Origin of the sequence: Parabacteroides timonensis (assembly GCF_900128505.1) — a bacterium.
Classification (GTDB): domain Bacteria; phylum Bacteroidota; class Bacteroidia; order Bacteroidales; family Tannerellaceae; genus Parabacteroides; species Parabacteroides timonensis.
In genome coordinates this window covers 2317833-2335373 of sequence record NZ_LT669941.1, presented here as the reverse complement: position 1 = coordinate 2335373, position 17541 = coordinate 2317833, and the positions used below count along the sequence as shown (strand labels likewise).

Below are 17541 nucleotides of genomic sequence, written 5' to 3'. Positions count from 1 at the left end.
TAAAGGAAATCCCCTTCGCACATCATTGTGAAGGGGATTTTTTATGAGTAGGTTCAGATGTTGCAGATCTAAATGTTTCACCTTTTCCTAAATACGAACCTTACTCATTCTACAATATTTCCTATCGCATTGAACGTTACATCCGTACTCTGTCCATTATGATCGACAGTGAAGGTATAGAATGTGCCGTTTGCATCGATCTTTACATTGATAGACTCAATCGTATCTCCGGCATACCCCGTAGACTGGAATGCTGCCATGATGATCTGTGGTACATCCTGTTCCGGGATCGTATATGAAGTGCTTTGCCATCTGTAATCCTTATTCAGTTGGGCGATCTTGTAGACTTGGCCGTCCAGCATATTTAAGATATACCCTTCGCTGTTGCTCTGTATATCCAGTAAGGTACAGGTGGCGAAAGTCAGGTTCATCAGGTTGTGCACAGGATTGGGGATGACGATCGGGGCATCTTCGTTTCCTTTGTCGGGGACTGCTTTGATGAGGTTACCGTATTCGGAGTAATACAAATCCATGTCGCTATCCGCCTTTTCGGCCTCAATCTTGTAGACTACCGCCATGCTGTCGCGGTGGATGGTATAGGTATCGTCCACTTTCCAACCCGCGTAAAGGCCGTTGTCGAAGGCCGTTGTGACAGGTTGAGGCAACTGGTTGAAAGGCGTGTCGGCCTTATCCATCATCCATTTACCCTGTTCGGTGAGCCACGCTTCGGTGGAGACGCCGTTGTTGGTGAATTCGGCTACATAATAATTACCTTCGATGGTGAAGATCGGATTGGAGGCATCCGGATATTTGTCGTTGAAGGTCTGTAACACAGGCTGGGTCGGTTCGATCGCATTCTTGTGGTCGTCGTCGTTGTTGTCGCAAGCCGTCGTGAATAAAGCCATTCCTGCGATCAGGGAGAATAAGATTGATCTTGTGTTCATACGTTTTTTGTTTAGCGATTAATACATTGTATAATTGTGTTGGATAATAACAACCCTGCCGCGTGGAATGTTCTGTGTAAAACCGAACACACTGTCCGATATTGAACACTCTATATTTGTAACTAATAGCACATATTCAATACGTTAGCTTTTTGGCACGGAGTTTGCCTCTAGCGGGGCAGAACATAAAACAATACTAAATATGGACAGAGAGATATCGAAAGAGGAACAAAGAAAAGAACAACGCAAGCAATTTATAAAGATCGGCGCCGGTGTAGGAGCTGCCGTGGTACTGATAGCCGTTGTCATCTCTTTTCTGCAAACCAGCCTGAATCGTAAAGATTTAACTATATCGACCGTAGATAAAGGCGTGATAGAAGTATCCGTCAGTGCCTCCGGTAAGGTGATCCCCGCATTTGAGGAAATCATCAACTCTCCGATCAATTCCCGCATCGTCGAGATTTACAAAAAGGGTGGCGACTCCGTCGATATCGGAACGCCTATCCTCAAGCTCGACCTGCAAAGCGCGGAGACAGACTACAAGAAGCTCCTCGACGAAGAACAGATGAAACGCCTCGAGCTTGAGAAACTACGTGTCACCAACCATAGCAAACTCTCGGAAATGGAGATGAAGCTGAAAGTGTCCCGCATGGAACTCGACCGTAAAGCAGTGGAACTTCGCAACGAACGTTACCTCGACAGCCTCGGCGCGGGCACCACCGACAAAGTCCGCCAGGTGGAACTCGACTACAATGTCAGCCAACTCAAACTAAAGGAAGACGAACAGAAATACATTAACGAACAAGCCCTGACGGATGCCGACCTGAAAGTAAAAGAACTCGAACTCAACATCTTCCGCAAAGGCCTGGCTGAGACCAAGCGTACGCTCGACGATGCCCAGATCCGTTCTCCCCGTAAGGCCATCCTTACGTATGTGAACAACGAGATCGGCTCGCAGGTACCGCAAGGCACGAAGGTCGCTATCGTCTCCGACCTGTCGCACTTCAAGATCGAGGGCGAGATAGCCGACACCTATGGCGACCGTATCGCCGCCGGCAGCAAAGCCGTGGTGAAGATTGGCAGCGATAAACTCGACGGAACCGTCAGCGATGTGACTCCGCTCTCCAAGAACGGCGTTATCTCCTTCACCGTACAGTTGGAAGAGGACAGCCACCGCCGTCTCCGCTCCGGCTTGAAAACGGACGTCTACGTCATGAACGCCGTAAAAGACGATGTCATGCGCATTGCTAACGCTTCTTATTACGTAGGTAAAGGCGAATACGAACTGTTCGTCATCAACGGCGACCAACTGCTGAAACGCAAAGTCCAGCTCGGTGACAGCAATTACGAATACGTGGAAGTGGTCAGCGGCCTGCAACCCGGCGACGAAGTCATCGTCTCCGACATGAGTGGCTACAAGGATAAGAACAAACTCAAGATAAAATAAGATGCTGACGGGAGTAACTTTTCCCCTCTCAAGAGGGGAGAGAGTTACTATCAGCTACTAATAATAAGACAATAATATGTTTAAACAATACTTCAAACAAGCCCTGAGCATGCTGCGTGAGAATCCTCTCATCAGTGTGATATCCATACTCGGAACGGCACTGTCTATCGCAATGATCATGATCGTTATCCTAGTCTTTCAGGTACAGCTGACCAATTTTGTACCGGAGGTGAACCGCGACCGGATGCTCTATGTGGAACAAGGAACCGAGGTAAAGACAAAGAACAACTGGAGCAGAGGAAACATGTCTGTCGAAGCTGTCCGCGAATGCTTCTATTCGTTGAAAACACCCGAAGCCGTATCTGCCTGGTTCACGATGTCATACCCTTTGTCGTTGCCCGGTAGGCAAATGTTTAAGACATATAAGATCTTTTATACCGATCCGGGTTTCTGGAAGGTCTACGCCTTCTCTTTTCTGGAAGGCAAGCCGTTCACGGAGGCAGACTTCACATCCGGCATTCACCAGGCTGTTGTCTGCGAGAGTGTTGCGAGGGGGCTGTATGGCACGACTCAGGTAGTAGGAAAGCCGGTCATCATCGACCGTCAGCCTTTTACGGTTTGCGGGGTGGTGAAAGATGTCAGCCGTGCCTCCGACTCTTCCTACGGACAAGTCTGGACACCTTACACGACCAATCCGATGGTACTCAATATGGCATACCTTGAGAATATGTCGGGTGCTTTCAATACCTGCCTGTTGGCTCGCGATGCATCCGACTTCGATGCCATCCGCCAAGAACTGAAGGGGCAGATCGCTCGTTATAACTCAACGAAGCAGGAAGCAGAGATTCATTTTTTTCACAACCCGATTACCCGTTTCGACAAGGCAATCGGTACAATCGGGCAGGTCAAAGTCGAACTGAAAGATTTCCTCGCGGAGATGGGTGGCCTGCTGCTTTTCCTACTGCTCGTTCCGGCGCTGAACCTGATGGGCGTGACGCAATCGGCCGTACAGAAACGCCGCGGGGAGATGGGCGTTCGTAAGGCATTCGGGGCAACCTCCGCTGTACTCGTACGCCAGGTTCTTTATGAGAACAGTGTGACGACCCTGCTGGGCGGTGTGATCGGACTGATCCTTTCATTCCTGCTTCTGACTGTCTGTCGCGACTTCTTGTTGCCCAATGCCGATACGAAGTTGCAAGGCGATATGCTGTTTAAGCCCGGTATCTTCTTCATCGCCCTGTTATTCTGCTTGTTGCTCAACCTGCTCTCAGCCGGGATACCCGCCCTGCGCATTGCCAATGAACAGATAGCCGGCTCGTTGAAAGGAGAAGACTCGATAGATAAATAACAAGATAAAAGACGAAACGAAGATGATAAAGCATATACTAAAGATAATCTGGAACCAACGACGCAGCAATGGCTGGATCTTTGCCGAACTTCTGGTTGTAGTCGGCATTCTATGGGTCATGATGGATTCACTGCTGGTGGATAAGTACACCTATTACCAACCGTTGGGTTTCAATATCGATAATGTTTATAAGGTGCAGTTGGGAGTTATTATGCCGGGTACTTCGGGGTATGTGGAAGACTCGTTACTCACCACCCGGCAAGGTGAGGACGTACTGCGCCTGGTCGACAACATCCGTCAGGAAGACAAGGTGGAAGAAGTTTCATTGTCCCTTGTCGGCTGTGTCTATACGGAGAACCGTTCCTGGTCGACACTCTTCCGGGCAGATGCGGATACGTTTATCAAGGCAGGTTTCCGACAGTCGACCGTCACTCCTGAGTATTTTACCGTACTGCGGATAAAAGAAAAAGGGGGAAAGGATCTTTTAACGATTATCGGGCAACGGACCGGGATCGTTATTTCCGCCGATATGGAGCGTGCTTTCTACGGGGAGAAAGGTTCGGCCCGTGGGCAGTTTGTCAAGTATCATCCCGATAGTTCGGATGAGCTGCTCGTCTTGGCGGTTTCCGGTTCTGTCCGCGAGTCGGAATATAAAGAGAGCATACCTTTCTTTTACCAGATACCTACCCGGGAGCAGCTGCTCGGGGAAATTGAAGAGAATCAACCGCAGGCTGTCGACTGCCTGGTGCGAATGAAACCCGGTTTCCGGGCGGAAGACATGGAAACACTCCTGCAAGGGATGGGCGACCGGCTGACGGTGAACAATGTCTACGTTTCGAGCGTCGTCCCGCTCAGTGAAATGAGAAGCCAGATTCTGAAGAGCCGTGAAGACAACATGAAGAAGAAGACCGCCCTGGTAGGTTTCATGCTGATCAACGTCTTCTTCGGCATCATCGGAACCTTCTGGCTGCGTACGCAGGCACGGCAGGGGGAGATGGGATTGCGTGTCGCTCTCGGCTCGAACCGTCGTCAGCTCAGCCGCCTGATGAACCTCGAAGGACTTATCCTGTTGGCTCTTACTGTCCCTTTCCTGCTGGTATTCATCATCAATATGCTTTATTTCGATATGCCCGACACCTATCGTCTTCCGTATACCTGGTGGCGGTTCGTGGCGACCTTTGGAGGGGCTTATCTGCTGATGGCGGGAATGATCACCCTCGGTATCTGGTTCCCAATCCGCAAAACGATGAAGATGAAACCGGCGGAAGCGTTGCATTATGAATAGTAATAATAAAGAATTAGTTATAACAATTTAAATATCAAACATTATGATCAAGTTAACAAACCTCGAGAAGATCTACCGCACGAAGGAGATTGAAACAGTTGCTTTAGAGAATGTAAATCTGGAAGTACGGAAAGGTGAATTCCTGAGTATCATGGGCCCTTCCGGTTGCGGAAAATCCACCCTGTTGAATATCATGGGACTGCTCGACGCTCCGACATCGGGCCATATCGAGATTGACGGTACCGACACAATCCGCATGAACGACAAACAACTGGCTGCCTTCCGTAACCAGAAGCTCGGTTTCGTCTTCCAGTCGTTCCACCTGATCAATTCGCTGAACGTACTCGATAACGTGGAACTGCCTTTGCTCTATCGCAAGGTATCCTCTTCCGAACGCCGTAAGGCTGCCGAAGCTGTTCTTGAAAAGGTAGGCCTCAGCCACCGTATGCGCCACTTCCCGACACAGCTTTCGGGTGGTCAGTGCCAGCGTGTAGCCATCGCCCGTGCTATCGTGGGTAACCCCGACATCATTCTGGCGGATGAGCCGACCGGTAACCTCGACTCGAAGATGGGTATCGAAGTAATGGAGATCCTGCATAAACTGAATAAAGAAGACGGACGCACCATCGTGATGGTAACCCACAACGAGGCACAGGCACAGCAGACGAGTCGTACGGTGCGGTTCTTCGACGGACGACAGGTTCAGTAGTTACTTTTCCCTTGATGGAAAAGTAACCAAAAGATCAAGGCTGCACCGGCTTCGCTACTCCGGTGAAAGACTACGCTGTCGCCTGCGAACTCGCTTCGCTCAAACAGCGCATGCTCCGGACGCTCCGTCTTTCACCTCCGCTTAACACTCACCCGCTGAGGCCTTTCCTGGAACGCTTCGCATTCCCTTAGGATGGCCGATGCCGTCGGTTGTAGTGCCGGGAGTAACCTTTCCCCTCTTGAGAGGGGGTAGGGGGTGTGTCACTGGCAAGACTGATGGAGACTGTGTACTACCCCGACACTGTTAGAGAGGAATGTCGATAGCCTAAGGCAAGGCAGTGCCGCACCCTGATGCAGTAGACTACCGCATCCCGATGCGGTGAAGAGCCGCACCCGGATACAGTTAGTCACCGCATCCCGATGCGGTAGTGTCGAGGACGGTAAGGTTGACTATCCCTACCCGAGGCTTTTGATAGAGGCGGTAGCTGGGGTTGTATTGGCTATGCACCTCCACCACCCACCTCCCCGGCGTCAGTACTTCGGGGAGCATGAAGGCCAGACGGGTGGATTCGTTGATGAAGATCCGGTTGGGTTCGATGAAATAGCGTTTGTCGCCACCCTCTTCCTGACGAAGCACGAGCCCCACTTCGGGATGGTCGCCCATCACTTTGATACGGAGGCCATGGATGAAAAGCGGGAGGGTGTAGCCGGCGGGGATGACGCAGAACTCGCGACCCTCCTGGCGCCGGAAAGGATCGTTGTGGATACTTACTTCGCTGGGTGCCGGCGCGTTGCGGTGGTAAGGGGTGACTTCCACCGGGAACCAGTCGGCCAGCTGGTTGAGACGGGGCGAGGGACGGAGCTTGATGCGGATGGCATGTCGCTCGCGGTCGAACTTCTCGTACTCGGTCTTGAAGCGGCCATTGACGGTCAACTCCGTACGGCCCAGTCCGAAGTCGACATTGAAACCGTCCTCGATGGCGCCGTAGATTTCTTCCATCATGGTACGGAAGGAGGCGACGAGCGTCCCGTGCGAATAGGAAGAACGATGCTCCACCGCCCGTTCAGCGATGTCGTCGATATTCAGCGTGTGGTGAAGGGGGAGGGTTCCTTTGTAGAACGGAGCCTGTCCGGGGAGCTGGCTTTTGGTCAGGTTGACGAATAGTTTGCCGGGCTTGACGGTCATCCGCGATTTGGGTAGTTCCTTATCCATGACTAGTGTGATTTTAAAGTTTGAATAACAAAGATAGACATTATGTATAAACAATACCTCAAACAGGCCTGGCAATTGATGAAGCAGAACCGCTTCTTCAGTTTCGTTTACATCCTGGGGACGGGGCTTGCCATCTCGATGGTGATGATCATGGCCACGGTCTATTACATCCGCACGGCAGACATTGCTCCGGAGGATTGCCGGAGCAGGCTGTTGCAGCTTAACCGTGCATCGGTGAAGTCGAAGGATGAGAATGGCGGAACGCACAACTGGTCGCTCTCGTTGCACGCTGCCCGGCAGATACTGAGTGATTTGTCGGAGGTGGAGAAAGTCACCCTCGTGATCGATCCGCAAGGTACGGATATGTTGATGGGAACCGTCTATTCGCAGTTGCCAGGAAGTCCCGACCGCTATAAGACGATGGTTGAGGCTGTCGACGGTGCGTTCTGGCAGATCTTCCGGTTTCGTTTCCTCAGCGGTAAACCCTTTACCGGTGAAGAATTCGAAAGCGGCGTGAAGCGTGTCGTGTTGAGTGAATCGTATGCCCGCCGCCTGTTCGGGACGATAGAGGCGGAAGGCAAAGCCGTTCTACTCAACGGGCTGGAATACCGTGTCAGCGGGGTGGTGAGGGATGTTTCATCGGTTATGTCGATGACTTGTGCCGATATCTGGATACCGATCACTTCGGTTCCTGTCCTGGCGGAAACGGCCAATGCCGAGAGGTCTGCCGGCCCTGTTGCCGCCTACCTGCTTGTCTCCGGTCCCGCCCGTTTCGAAGCCGTCCGCGATGAGGTGAACCGCCGCCGGCTCCAATACAACGCTACTTTGCAGGAGAGGTATGTGGATACATTTTGGCTATCCACTCCGAAGCAGACGGAGCTTCAGAAACTCGACTACGGTTCGTCGCTGTCGGATATCATCCGCCGTTACTTGCTTATCGCGTTGGTCTTCATGCTTGTACCTGCCATCAACCTGACGGGGCTTATCTCTTCGCGGATGCAGGAACGCACCGAAGAGATGGGACTGAGGAAAGCCTTTGGTGCCGGCGCACGTACGTTGGTGTCGCAGGTGCTGACCGAAAACCTGATGTTGACCTGTATCGGCGGACTGGCCGGTTTGCTGGTGTCGTGGGTACTGGTTGTCGTGTTGCGTAACTTCCTGCTCGGCAGCGTCGGATACATGGCTGCGACGGGCGATGTACAGCTCACATTCGGCATGTTGTTCAACTTCCCGCTTTTCTTTTCGGCTTTCGGGCTTTGCGTGTTCCTTAATTTGCTCTCGTCGCTGTTGCCCGTATGGAAAGCCGTGCGCCGGCCGATAGCAGACTCGATCAACGATAAATAATGATATATATATGATAAGACATCTATTTAAATTAATATGGACACAACGCCGTTTCAACCTGTGGATCGTGCTCGAATTGTTTGTCGTCTCCGCCCTGATGTGGTATATCGTCGATTTTCTGTCTGTCCTGACCATTACCGCCTCTACCCCGACAGGCTTTCATATAGAGAACACCTATAAGTTGACCCTTGCCGTCCGTCAGGAGAACGAAAACGGGTATATTATTTACGAGGAAGATAGTCCCGAGCCTTGGCTGAATATGCAACGCATTGCCGAACGCCTTCGCCAGCACCCGGATATAGAGGGTGTGAGTGTCGGTTCCTGGCATTTCCCTTATTGCCGCAGTAATATGAGCAACCAGTTCTGGCACGATACGTTGAGGGTGAATGCCGATATTCTGACCGTTACACCCGACTATTTCCGTGTGTTCCGTGTTGCCGGCTCCGATGGCAATCCCGAAACGTTGGCACGGGCTATGGCTGAGGGCTATGTGATTTCTTCCGCCGTGGAAGAACGGCTCTTTCCCGGTTCTTCGGCTATCGGGCAGACCATCCTCGATAAAGGCGATAGCCTGGAGATGCGTGTGACGGGAGTTACCGGGCTGATGAAACGGACGGAGTTCGACCGTCCGGCACGTTTCCTTTTTGTCCCGTTGAACGAGTCTTTGTTGTCCGTTGAGAGTGAGAACGATCTCTGGAGCTCTGTCGACATTTGTTTCCGTGTGAAAAAAGGGGTGGCGAAGAACGACTTTGCCGAACGTTTCGGGCGGGAGATGCGACAACAGTTGCGGGCCGGTAATTTCTATCTGTCGGAGGTTACGCCTCTGAGTAATTACCGCGACGTGCAGCTCCAAAAGGCTTATAATATCTTGAATTACCGGATTGGCTTTGCCGTTTTCTTCCTGCTTAACATATTCCTGGGAGTGATCGGAACGTTCTGGCTGCGTATCAATAAACGTAATTCGGAGATAGGCTTACGTATGGCGGTCGGCTCTTCCCGGCGTACCATCCTGTGGCAGATGGTGGGAGAAGGGATGATCCTGTTGTTTATCGCTTTCCTTCCGGCACTGGTCGTCTGCCTGAATCTGGTACATCTCGACCTGCTCCCGAAGCAGTATATGGACGTAACGCCTTTACGTTGCGGATTGACTACGGTGATCACGCTGGCTTTGCTGGTGTTCGTGGTCGTGCTCGGTACCTGGTATCCCGCTCGCCGCTCTTCCCGTATCGAACCGGCGGAAGCATTACATTACGAATAATTGCTGGGGCGGTTTACGAACCGTGCTGGCAACCGGCAGTGTTCGATACCGTGACCACTGTTCGTTATTGAACACTGCGATATTTGTTCTTGATGCTTACTATCAGTTAGTTATGTTTATGGCACGGCATTTGCCTGTCACTGGGTAAAAACAAATAATATAATACACCATGTATAAACAATATTTCAAACAAGCCTGGAACCTAATGAGGCAAAACCGCTTTTACAGCGCGGTCTACATTATCGGTACCGGATTGGCTATCTCGATGGTGATGGTCATGGCGATCGCCTATCATATCCGTACCGCCAATATGGCGCCGGAGGTACATCGTGACCGGACGTTGTATGTCTCTTTCCTGGAATATGCGAGGGGGAACAGTAACAGTTCCGCTTATTTCAGTGCCCGCACCGCCAAAGAATGTCTCCTGTCGTTGAAGACGGCTGAAGAGATTGCTGTAACAACCGATCCGATCGTCACGGCGCTGATGAACGGGGATTCTTATGCCCAACTGCCCGGCGGAGGCGATCCGTATAAGGTGTCGATGATGGGGACGAACGATGGTTTCTGGCGTCTTTATAACTTCTCTTTTATCGACGGGAAGCCGTTTGGAGAGGCCGAGTTTCAGTCTGCCGTACCCCGTGTGGTCCTGTCTTCTTCGTTAGCGAAGAAGCTCTTTTCACGGACGGAGGTATCGGGACAGGCGATCCTGCTGGATGATGTGGAATATCTCGTGAGCGGGGTGGTGAAGGATGTATCGGGTATTACCCCATCGGTGGCTGCCGATCTGTGGATACCTTATTCCTGTCTGCCCTCTATTATGGAAACCGGCAGTAGGGAGGTCGATTCTTCGATCGGCTTTCTGGTAGGAAGTATCTTGCCGGCCCGTGGCGTATCGGAACAGGAGGTCGCTGCTGAGCTGGATGAACAGATCGACCGTTATAACTCAAGTTTGCGCGACGGAAAGATTCGCCTGTTGAATGGCCTGGAATCGCATGGAAAGCATGTGGTTGCGCAGTTTGCCGGAGCTAGTATCGGGACTAATCAGGGAGGTGCAAACCCGGTAAATATCATTTACTTTGCTCTCTGCCTGTTAGTGGTGTTGTTTCTGATGATACCGGCGCTTAACCTGTCGGGGCTAAACGCTTCGCATATGCAGGATCGCATTGCCGAACTGGGCGTGCGCAAGGCTTTCGGGGCACGGCGTACGAGATTGTTCACACAGGTTCTGATCGAGAATATGGTGCTAATGCTGCCGGGAGGACTGGTCGGACTGTTGTTTTCTTACCTGTTGGTTATCCTTTTCCGGAACCTGCTGCTTGCTCCGGGTATATTTGCCCTCCTGACAGGTGAGGCAAATGTGGAGCTGTCACCGGGTATGATGATGAATCCGGCTGTGTTCGGGTATGCCTTCCTGGTCTGCCTGATACTTAACATCCTGTCGTCGATGATACCGGTCTGGCGTGCCGTACGGGTAAATATAATAGAGGCTATAAACAGTTAAAAGAAGAAATACGATGCTTAAACATATACTCAAACTGATCAAGACCCAGGGAAAAAGCAATGTCTGGGTGTTTATAGAGCTATTGATTGTCTTTATCCTGCTTTGGTGGTCGTTCGACTCTTGCCTGATGCAGGGAGTGACCGCTTTCCAGCCGGAAGGTATTTCGGTGGATAATGTCTGTAAGGTGACGATAGCCGTTCGTCCGCGTACCAGCACTTCTTATATAACGTATGACGAAGGTAGTGAGGAAACAGGGAAGAATTTCCTGCGTATCGTCGATCGCCTGCGGATGCATCCGGATGTGGAGGCTGTTACTTTCTGTAGTCAGTATTCGGCTCCGTTCAACTATTCTAACAGTCATAATTCTTATTGGAACGATACGATCTCGTCGACCGATGGATTGGTGTATGAGGTTACGCCTGAGTATTTCCGTGTATTCGATATCCGTACGGCCGACGGTGGTTCGCCCGACCGGCTGGCGGAGGCTTTGTCTGACGGGTGGGTTGTCAGCCGGACTATGGCAGAGGAACTTACCGACGACGGGCGCCTGGAAGGCAAGCGGCTGGCTTTTAACAGAGGCGACAGTACTACTTATCTTGTCTGCGCCATAACGGCTCCGCTCAAGAAACGGGGTTTCGACCAACCGCAGGTAATCGGTTTTATGAATATACCTGAGAAAGATATATACAAAAGCAGTGAGCAGGAACTGACCCGTATGCCGATTTGTATCCGTCTTCGTTCCGGTGTGGAGGGCTCTGCCGACTATGCCGCACGGTTTAAGAAGGAGATGAAACAGAGTCTGGCTGCAGGAAACTTCTGGCTGGCTGATGTGCAATATTACCCGGATATCCGTGCGAAGTATCTCGATAGCTCCTTGCAGATAAACGGTCGCCGGTTGACTGTTGCCGTGAATATCTTCTTATTGGTGAACGTCTTTCTGGCTATGATCGGTACGTTCTGGTTCCGTGTGAACCGCCGTCGTAGCGAGTTGGGGCTGCGTATGGCTATCGGCTCTTCCCGCATCGACCTCAAACGGCTGGTGATAGGTGAAAGTCTGATCATCCTGACCATTGCTGCGATCCCGGCTTTATTGATCTGCCTGAATATGGCTTACATCGATCTTCTTAGTTCGGAAGTGATGGAGGTTACTTTCGGCCGCCTGTTGACCGTTAGCCTCCTTACCTGGGGAATCCTGGCCGGTATCATCACTCTTGCTGTCTGGTACCCGTCGCATAAAGCGGCACACCTGGAGCCGGCAGAAGCCTTGCACTATGAATGACTCCCGTAAGGGCGGTTCGCGAACCGCCCCTACACAACACAAAAAACTATGTATAAACAATATTTCAAACAAACCTTTCACATGTTGAAGGAGAGTCCCTGGCTCAGCTTCATCTCGATCTTCGGTACGGCGTTGGCCATATCGCTTATCATGACGATTATCATCGCTCATCAGGCGATGTACAAGAACATGCCGCCCGAGACGGCCCGCGAACGGACGCTCTATGTCAAGTGGGTCGGTGTGCAGGATAAACTGACTGAAAGCACCCAGGCCAACGGTTACCTGTCGCTAAAGACGATCCGCGAATGTTTTCAGTCATTGGAGATACCGGAGGCGGTGAGTATCACTTCTCCGGCGCAGTCACGCCTGGCAACGATACCCGGTGATCCGGGCGAACGCTGCTTCGTTCTCTTCACCGACGATGTGTTCTGGAAGATATGCTCCTTCAATGTATTGAGGGGAAACCTATATACTAAAGCCGAGTTTGACGCCGGTATCCGGAAAGTGGTGATCAGCGAAAAGCTGGCACGCCGCATGTTTGGCTCGATCGACGAGGCGGTGGGGAAGAGCATGCAGCTTAGCTTCGTACCCTATACGGTCTGCGCTGTGGTGGCCGATGTCACTCCCCGTACTACATTCTCTTATGCCCATGCCTGGGTACCTTTCACTTCGGCCAATATCCCCGAGATAAAAGGAGCGGAAAATATTATGGGACATTACAAATGTATGATCGTGGCCCACTCTTCGTCCGATTTCGACGAGATACGCGAGGAAATCGCCCGGCGAACGGAACAATATAATAAGACGCTGGTCGATCATAAGGTCTATTACTATCGACAGCCGGATACCAAATATGTGGAAGAGATGCGTTTCGGCCCCGGTATGCCGGATATGAGGGGAGTCTATCTTAACTCTATCATCCCTATCCTGATCGCTTTATTGGTGCCGGCCATCAACTTGTCGGGGCTGACCTTATCGCGTATGAAAGAACGGGTGAGCGAACTGGGAGTGCGTAAAGCATTCGGAAGTACACGGGCCGGATTGATCGGACAGATCATTTATGAGAATATCGTGTTGTCGGTAGTCAGCGGGTTACTGGGGCTGCTGTTCTCCTATTGGTTCCTTTACCTGTTGAAGGATTGGGTGTTCACCTCTTCCACCTACTTCGGTATGGATGTGACGGCGGAGGTGCCGTTATCGATCCTGTTTCGTCCGGAGGTGTTCCTGATCGCTTTCCTGTTCTGTTCACTGTTGAACCTATTGAGTGCCTGTGTTCCGGCGTGGCGTGTGTCGTCGATACCTATTGTTGAATCATTAAAAGGGGAATAAGGAGGGATGTATGATGATAAAGCACCTGTTTAAAATAATATGGAACCAGCGTAAGAGCAATGTCTGGATACTGACGGAACTGATGTTGGTCTCTGTTTGCCTGTGGTACATTATCGATTATATGAGCGTATTGTCCACGATCGTCCGTACTCCGCTGGGATTCGATATAACCGATACTTACCGTGTCGATATCAACGAACGTACTCCCGATAGCGACAACTACCTCGACCCCGCCACCAAAGAAACGACTACTGGCCAGGATCTGTTGACTATCATGGAGCGTATCCGGCAATACCCGGCAGTGGAGGAAGTATCCCTGTCGATAGGCTCTCAGCCGTATGCCGCAACACATTATACCAATCAGGTCTATTACAACCGCCTGTTCTATAAGGATACGGTAGGGGTGACTATGCAACGCTACAAGGTAACACCTTCCTTCTTCCGTGTCTTCCGTATAGAACGCGAAGGCGGGAACGGGCCGGCTTTGTCTGATATGCTCGATGTGCATTCGATCGTTTTGTCGGCCAATGGTGCCGCAGAACTGTTACCGGGCGAAAATGCGGTAGGCAAAAGCCTGCAGATAGGTAAAGACGGTTACTTTAAAGAGGTCAAAGCCCTTTGTACGCCTATCCGCTGGACGGAGTACGAAAAGAGCAGGCCTTGTTTTTATACCTTGCTGCCGGAGACGGAGATAGCCGGTGAAATGAGTTCGAACGACCTGGCGAATATGGAACTCTGTGTCCGTATCCGTCCGGATGCCGCTCTCCGTTTCAGTGACGAGTTTCGCCGGGTTATGGGGACGCAGTTGTCGGTAGGCAACCTGTATCTGATCGATGTCCGTCCCTCTTCCTTAATAAAGAGGGCAGTCGTAAGTCCGGTACTGAGTGATATAAGGATACGCCTGATCTTGCTGGTTTTCCTGGTCGTGAATATCTTCCTGGGTATCTCCGGAACGTTCTGGTTTCGTACACAGCACCGCCGGGGGGAGATGGGACTGCGTATCGCCCTGGGTTCTACTTCACATGGTTTGCGGACTTTGTTGATAAGCGAAGGATTGGTAATGCTGTTCCTGGCCATGCTGCCAGCTGTCATCATCTGCTTTAACCTGGGAGTAGCCGAACTGGTCAACATCTATTGGGCGGACTTTACCCTCCCTCGTTTCCTGATAGGAACGGCGTTGACCTGCCTGCTTATGTCGCTGATGATCATCTCCGGCATTTTATATCCGGCCTGGCGTGCCATGAAGATGGAACCTGCCGAAGCCCTGCATTACGAATAACAGATCCCGTACGGGCGGTTCGCGAACCGCCCCTGCATAAACAACAATAACGATTATGTATAAACTCTATTTCAAACAAGCCCTGGCCATGCTGAAGGAGAATAAACTCCTCAGCCTGATCTCCATTCTGGGAACAGCTTTGGCTATCTGTATGATCATGGTGATGGTGATCACTTACGAGGTGAGGGTAAATAACTATTCGCCGGAGGACAACCGTGACCGGACGATGTATGTTCGGTGGGGCGGCCGTGACTTTAAAGGTTCAAACTATGGTAACGGTTACCTCTCCCTGAAGACGATCCGGGAATGTATCCAGACAATGGAAACGCCGGAAGCTGTCGCCATCGTTTCCCCCTGGCGCAGCCAGTTGGCGTCCATTCCGGGAGGGCAGGAGAAGAAAGATTGCCTGATGCTGTTTACCGACGATGTGTTCTGGAAGATATTCAACTTCGACTTTGTATCCGGTAGTCCATATACGAAAGAAGAGGTGCAGTCGGGTATCAAAAAGGTCGTTATTGCAGAGTCGCTTGCCCGCCGGCTCTACGGAACTTCCGATGCGGCTGGTAAGACAATCATGATCAGTTATAAACCCTATACCGTCAGTGGCGTGGTGAAAGATGTGTCTACGATTGCCAAAGCATCGTATTCCGAAGTATGGGTGTCGTATTCGGCGCAGCCTTTCCCCGACGATACCTGGGCAGAGAGTATAACCGGGTGGTATCAGGCCATTATCCTGGCACATTCCCCTTCCGATTTCGATGCTATCCGGCAGGAGATAGACAGGCAACTGGTTCGTTACAACAGTTCGCTGGCCGATTATAAACTCACGCTGTACGACCAGCCCGATACCCACCTGGATTGGGAGATCAAAGGCTTGGGGGCAATGGGGCCTGACAAGACGAAGACCATCCTGCAATATCTGCTGGTGATCGTTATCTTGCTGCTCGTTCCGGCTATCAACCTGTCGGGAATGACTTTGTCGCAGATGCGGAAACGTATGTCGGAAATAGGTATCCGTAAGGCATTCGGGGCAACCCGGGGAACATTGTTGGTGCAGATCCTTTCGGAGAGTATGGTCTTAACCCTGTTGGGGGGCGTTATCGGGTTGTTTATCTCTTATATAGCCATCTGGCTGATGCGTACCTGGTTATTGAGTAACAGTTTTGCTTCGATCTCCTCTGTTTTTGGAGGCACGCCGGCGTTGTCGGTGACGGAACTGCTTAACCCGGTGATATTCCTCTATGCCTTTGTGTTCTGCCTGATACTTAACCTGCTGTCGGCTGGAATACCGGCTTACCGGGTGGCCCGGAAGAATGTAATGGAAGCGTTGAACGAATACTAAACCCATACAAAGATGATCAATCATATATTAAAACAAATATGGAACCAGCGGAAGAGTAACAGCTGGTTATTCGGTGAACTGTTGCTTGTTGCCGTTTGCCTGTGGTACATAGTCGATTTTTTGCTGGTGACGCTGTACGCTTTCAATGCTCCTATGGGGTTTGATATCGACCATACCTATAAGTTCCAGTTCAGTGCACGCGAAGAGGGAGCCGAAGGGTATCTGTCGCCCGAAGAACATCCGGCAACCGTAGGCGAGGACTTGTGGGATGCGATGAGCAGACTCAGGCTGCATGCGGGGGTGGAAGCGGTTGCTTTGTCGAGATTCGGTGTACCTTATAATGAGATAATCAATCATATGTCTTTAGGACGTGATACGGTGGTGGAGAAGACGGCTTGCCGTATCTATTACGTAACGCCGGAGTATTTCGATGTCTACCGTATTCCTGCGGCACCGGGAAGTAACCGGCAGCCGGGAGAGGATTTGACGGCCAATAGTCTTGTCCTGACAAAGGATGCGGCCGATAAGATATTCGAAGGGCAGGATGTTCTCGGAAAGATGGTCTATTCCGGTGATAATACCAGGTCGATTAAAGTAGGAGCTATCTGTGGGACTGTTCGTGATTCGGAGTTTAAGCGTCCCAGACCGAATGTGTATCTCTGTATGGAGGAAAGGGATATAAAGGCGATAAATGCCGGTTTTCTTCCCTGGGCCGAAGTCTCGGTAAGGGTAAAACCGGAAGCGGACAGGGATTTTGCCGAAACCTTTATGAAAGAGAACAGTAATCAGGTGGAGATAGGGAACCTTTACCTACAAAGCATCACTCCTGTATCTACTATACGGGAGGATGGCATACGTGAAGGCAAAGGGGAGATGAATACCCGTTTGTCGATCCTGCTCTTCCTGTTGATCAATATCTTCCTGGGAATAGTCGGTACATTCTGGTTCCGTACCCGCCAGCGGCAGGGGGAAATGGGACTTCGCATGGCATTAGGCTCAACCCGCAGCCAATTGCGGAGCACTGTCCTGGGGGAAGGTGTCTTGCTGTTGACTCTTGCTTTTGTTCCGGCAGTAGTGATTTGTGGCAATATCATGTTTGCAGACCTGACAAATACTGTGCTGATGGATAATACTGTCCTGCGTTTCGTAATTGGCATGTCGATTACTTACCTGTTGATCGTTTTGATGATCATTGCCGGTATCTGGTATCCGGCCAACGAGGCAGCCAGCCTGGAACCGGCGGAAGCATTACATTATGAGTAAG

General features: G+C 51.1%; 14 protein-coding genes. 12 read left to right on the top strand and 2 right to left on the bottom strand.

Going from position 1 to position 17541, the window contains the following annotated elements:
- Positions 1-104: 104 nt before the first annotated feature.
- Positions 105-944 (bottom strand): PepSY-like domain-containing protein, encoded by an 840-nt coding sequence (locus BQ7394_RS16955; RefSeq protein WP_075558512.1) that lies wholly within the window; start codon positions 942-944, stop codon positions 105-107.
- Positions 945-1146: 202 nt separating this feature from the next.
- Between BQ7394_RS16955 and BQ7394_RS16950 the strand changes: the two genes are divergently transcribed.
- The 4 genes from BQ7394_RS16950 to BQ7394_RS16935 all read left to right on the top strand — a co-directional run bounded on the left by BQ7394_RS16950 (position 1147) and on the right by BQ7394_RS16935 (position 5733).
- Positions 1147-2391, top strand: a complete 1245-nt coding sequence (locus BQ7394_RS16950; RefSeq protein WP_075558511.1) for an efflux RND transporter periplasmic adaptor subunit — start codon at positions 1147-1149, stop codon at positions 2389-2391.
- 76 nt (positions 2392-2467) lie between these two features.
- Positions 2468-3739, top strand: coding sequence for an ABC transporter permease (locus tag BQ7394_RS16945; protein WP_075558510.1), 1272 nt, complete (start codon positions 2468-2470; stop codon positions 3737-3739).
- A 22-nt stretch (positions 3740-3761) separates the two neighbouring features.
- Positions 3762-5024, top strand: a complete 1263-nt coding sequence (locus tag BQ7394_RS16940) for an ABC transporter permease (protein WP_075558509.1) — start codon at positions 3762-3764, stop codon at positions 5022-5024.
- A 43-nt stretch (positions 5025-5067) separates the two neighbouring features.
- Entirely contained in the window at positions 5068-5733 is a 666-nt protein-coding gene (locus BQ7394_RS16935) for an ABC transporter ATP-binding protein (protein ID WP_075558508.1), read from the top strand.
- A gap of 402 nt (positions 5734-6135) precedes the next feature.
- On the opposite strand, the gene BQ7394_RS16930 is transcribed toward BQ7394_RS16935, so the two are convergent.
- Positions 6136-6945 (bottom strand): DNA-binding domain-containing protein, encoded by an 810-nt coding sequence (locus BQ7394_RS16930; RefSeq protein ID WP_075558507.1) that lies wholly within the window; start codon positions 6943-6945, stop codon positions 6136-6138.
- A 42-nt stretch (positions 6946-6987) separates the two neighbouring features.
- On the opposite strand from BQ7394_RS16930, the gene BQ7394_RS16925 reads away from it, so the two are divergent.
- From BQ7394_RS16925 to BQ7394_RS16890, 8 genes are all read left to right on the top strand, one after another.
- Positions 6988-8289, top strand: coding sequence for an ABC transporter permease (locus tag BQ7394_RS16925; RefSeq protein ID WP_075558506.1), 1302 nt, complete (start codon positions 6988-6990; stop codon positions 8287-8289).
- A gap of 10 nt (positions 8290-8299) precedes the next feature.
- Positions 8300-9547 (top strand): ABC transporter permease, encoded by a 1248-nt coding sequence (locus BQ7394_RS16920; RefSeq protein ID WP_075558505.1) that lies wholly within the window; start codon positions 8300-8302, stop codon positions 9545-9547.
- Positions 9548-9716: 169 nt separating this feature from the next.
- Positions 9717-11048, top strand: coding sequence for an ABC transporter permease (locus BQ7394_RS16915; RefSeq protein ID WP_075558504.1), 1332 nt, complete (start codon positions 9717-9719; stop codon positions 11046-11048).
- 13 nt (positions 11049-11061) lie between these two features.
- Entirely contained in the window at positions 11062-12327 is a 1266-nt protein-coding gene (locus BQ7394_RS16910; protein ID WP_075558503.1) for an ABC transporter permease, read from the top strand.
- An 81-nt stretch (positions 12328-12408) separates the two neighbouring features.
- Positions 12409-13656: an ABC transporter permease gene (locus tag BQ7394_RS16905; protein ID WP_235848766.1), complete on the top strand. Its 1248-nt coding sequence runs from the start codon at positions 12409-12411 to the stop codon at positions 13654-13656.
- A gap of 10 nt (positions 13657-13666) precedes the next feature.
- A complete protein-coding gene (locus tag BQ7394_RS16900) occupies positions 13667-14935 on the top strand; it encodes an ABC transporter permease (RefSeq protein ID WP_235848765.1) in 1269 nt (422 codons plus the stop codon).
- A 55-nt stretch (positions 14936-14990) separates the two neighbouring features.
- Complete coding sequence (locus BQ7394_RS16895) at positions 14991-16277, top strand: ABC transporter permease (RefSeq protein WP_075558501.1); 1287 nt, start codon at positions 14991-14993, stop codon at positions 16275-16277.
- A gap of 12 nt (positions 16278-16289) precedes the next feature.
- Positions 16290-17540, top strand: coding sequence for an ABC transporter permease (locus BQ7394_RS16890; protein ID WP_075558500.1), 1251 nt, complete (start codon positions 16290-16292; stop codon positions 17538-17540).
- Position 17541 lies beyond the last annotated feature (1 nt).

Bases quoted from the DNA above. Each gene is read 5' to 3' on its own strand.
- BQ7394_RS16930 (WP_075558507.1), bottom strand. From the start codon at position 6,945: ATGGATAAGGAACTACCCAAATCGCGGATGACCGTCAAGCCCGGCAAA.
- BQ7394_RS16910 (WP_075558503.1), top strand. From the start codon at position 11,062: ATGCTTAAACATATACTCAAACTGATCAAGACCCAGGGAAAAAGCAAT.
- BQ7394_RS16915 (WP_075558504.1), top strand. From the start codon at position 9,717: ATGTATAAACAATATTTCAAACAAGCCTGGAACCTAATGAGGCAAAAC.
- BQ7394_RS16940 (WP_075558509.1), top strand. From the start codon at position 3,762: ATGATAAAGCATATACTAAAGATAATCTGGAACCAACGACGCAGCAAT.
- BQ7394_RS16955 (WP_075558512.1), bottom strand. From the start codon at position 944: ATGAACACAAGATCAATCTTATTCTCCCTGATCGCAGGAATGGCTTTA.
- BQ7394_RS16900 (WP_235848765.1), top strand. From the start codon at position 13,667: ATGATGATAAAGCACCTGTTTAAAATAATATGGAACCAGCGTAAGAGC.
- BQ7394_RS16935 (WP_075558508.1), top strand. From the start codon at position 5,068: ATGATCAAGTTAACAAACCTCGAGAAGATCTACCGCACGAAGGAGATT.
- BQ7394_RS16905 (WP_235848766.1), top strand. From the start codon at position 12,409: ATGTTGAAGGAGAGTCCCTGGCTCAGCTTCATCTCGATCTTCGGTACG.
- BQ7394_RS16920 (WP_075558505.1), top strand. From the start codon at position 8,300: ATGATAAGACATCTATTTAAATTAATATGGACACAACGCCGTTTCAAC.
- BQ7394_RS16950 (WP_075558511.1), top strand. From the start codon at position 1,147: ATGGACAGAGAGATATCGAAAGAGGAACAAAGAAAAGAACAACGCAAG.
- BQ7394_RS16895 (WP_075558501.1), top strand. From the start codon at position 14,991: ATGTATAAACTCTATTTCAAACAAGCCCTGGCCATGCTGAAGGAGAAT.
- BQ7394_RS16945 (WP_075558510.1), top strand. From the start codon at position 2,468: ATGTTTAAACAATACTTCAAACAAGCCCTGAGCATGCTGCGTGAGAAT.
- BQ7394_RS16890 (WP_075558500.1), top strand. From the start codon at position 16,290: ATGATCAATCATATATTAAAACAAATATGGAACCAGCGGAAGAGTAAC.
- BQ7394_RS16925 (WP_075558506.1), top strand. From the start codon at position 6,988: ATGTATAAACAATACCTCAAACAGGCCTGGCAATTGATGAAGCAGAAC.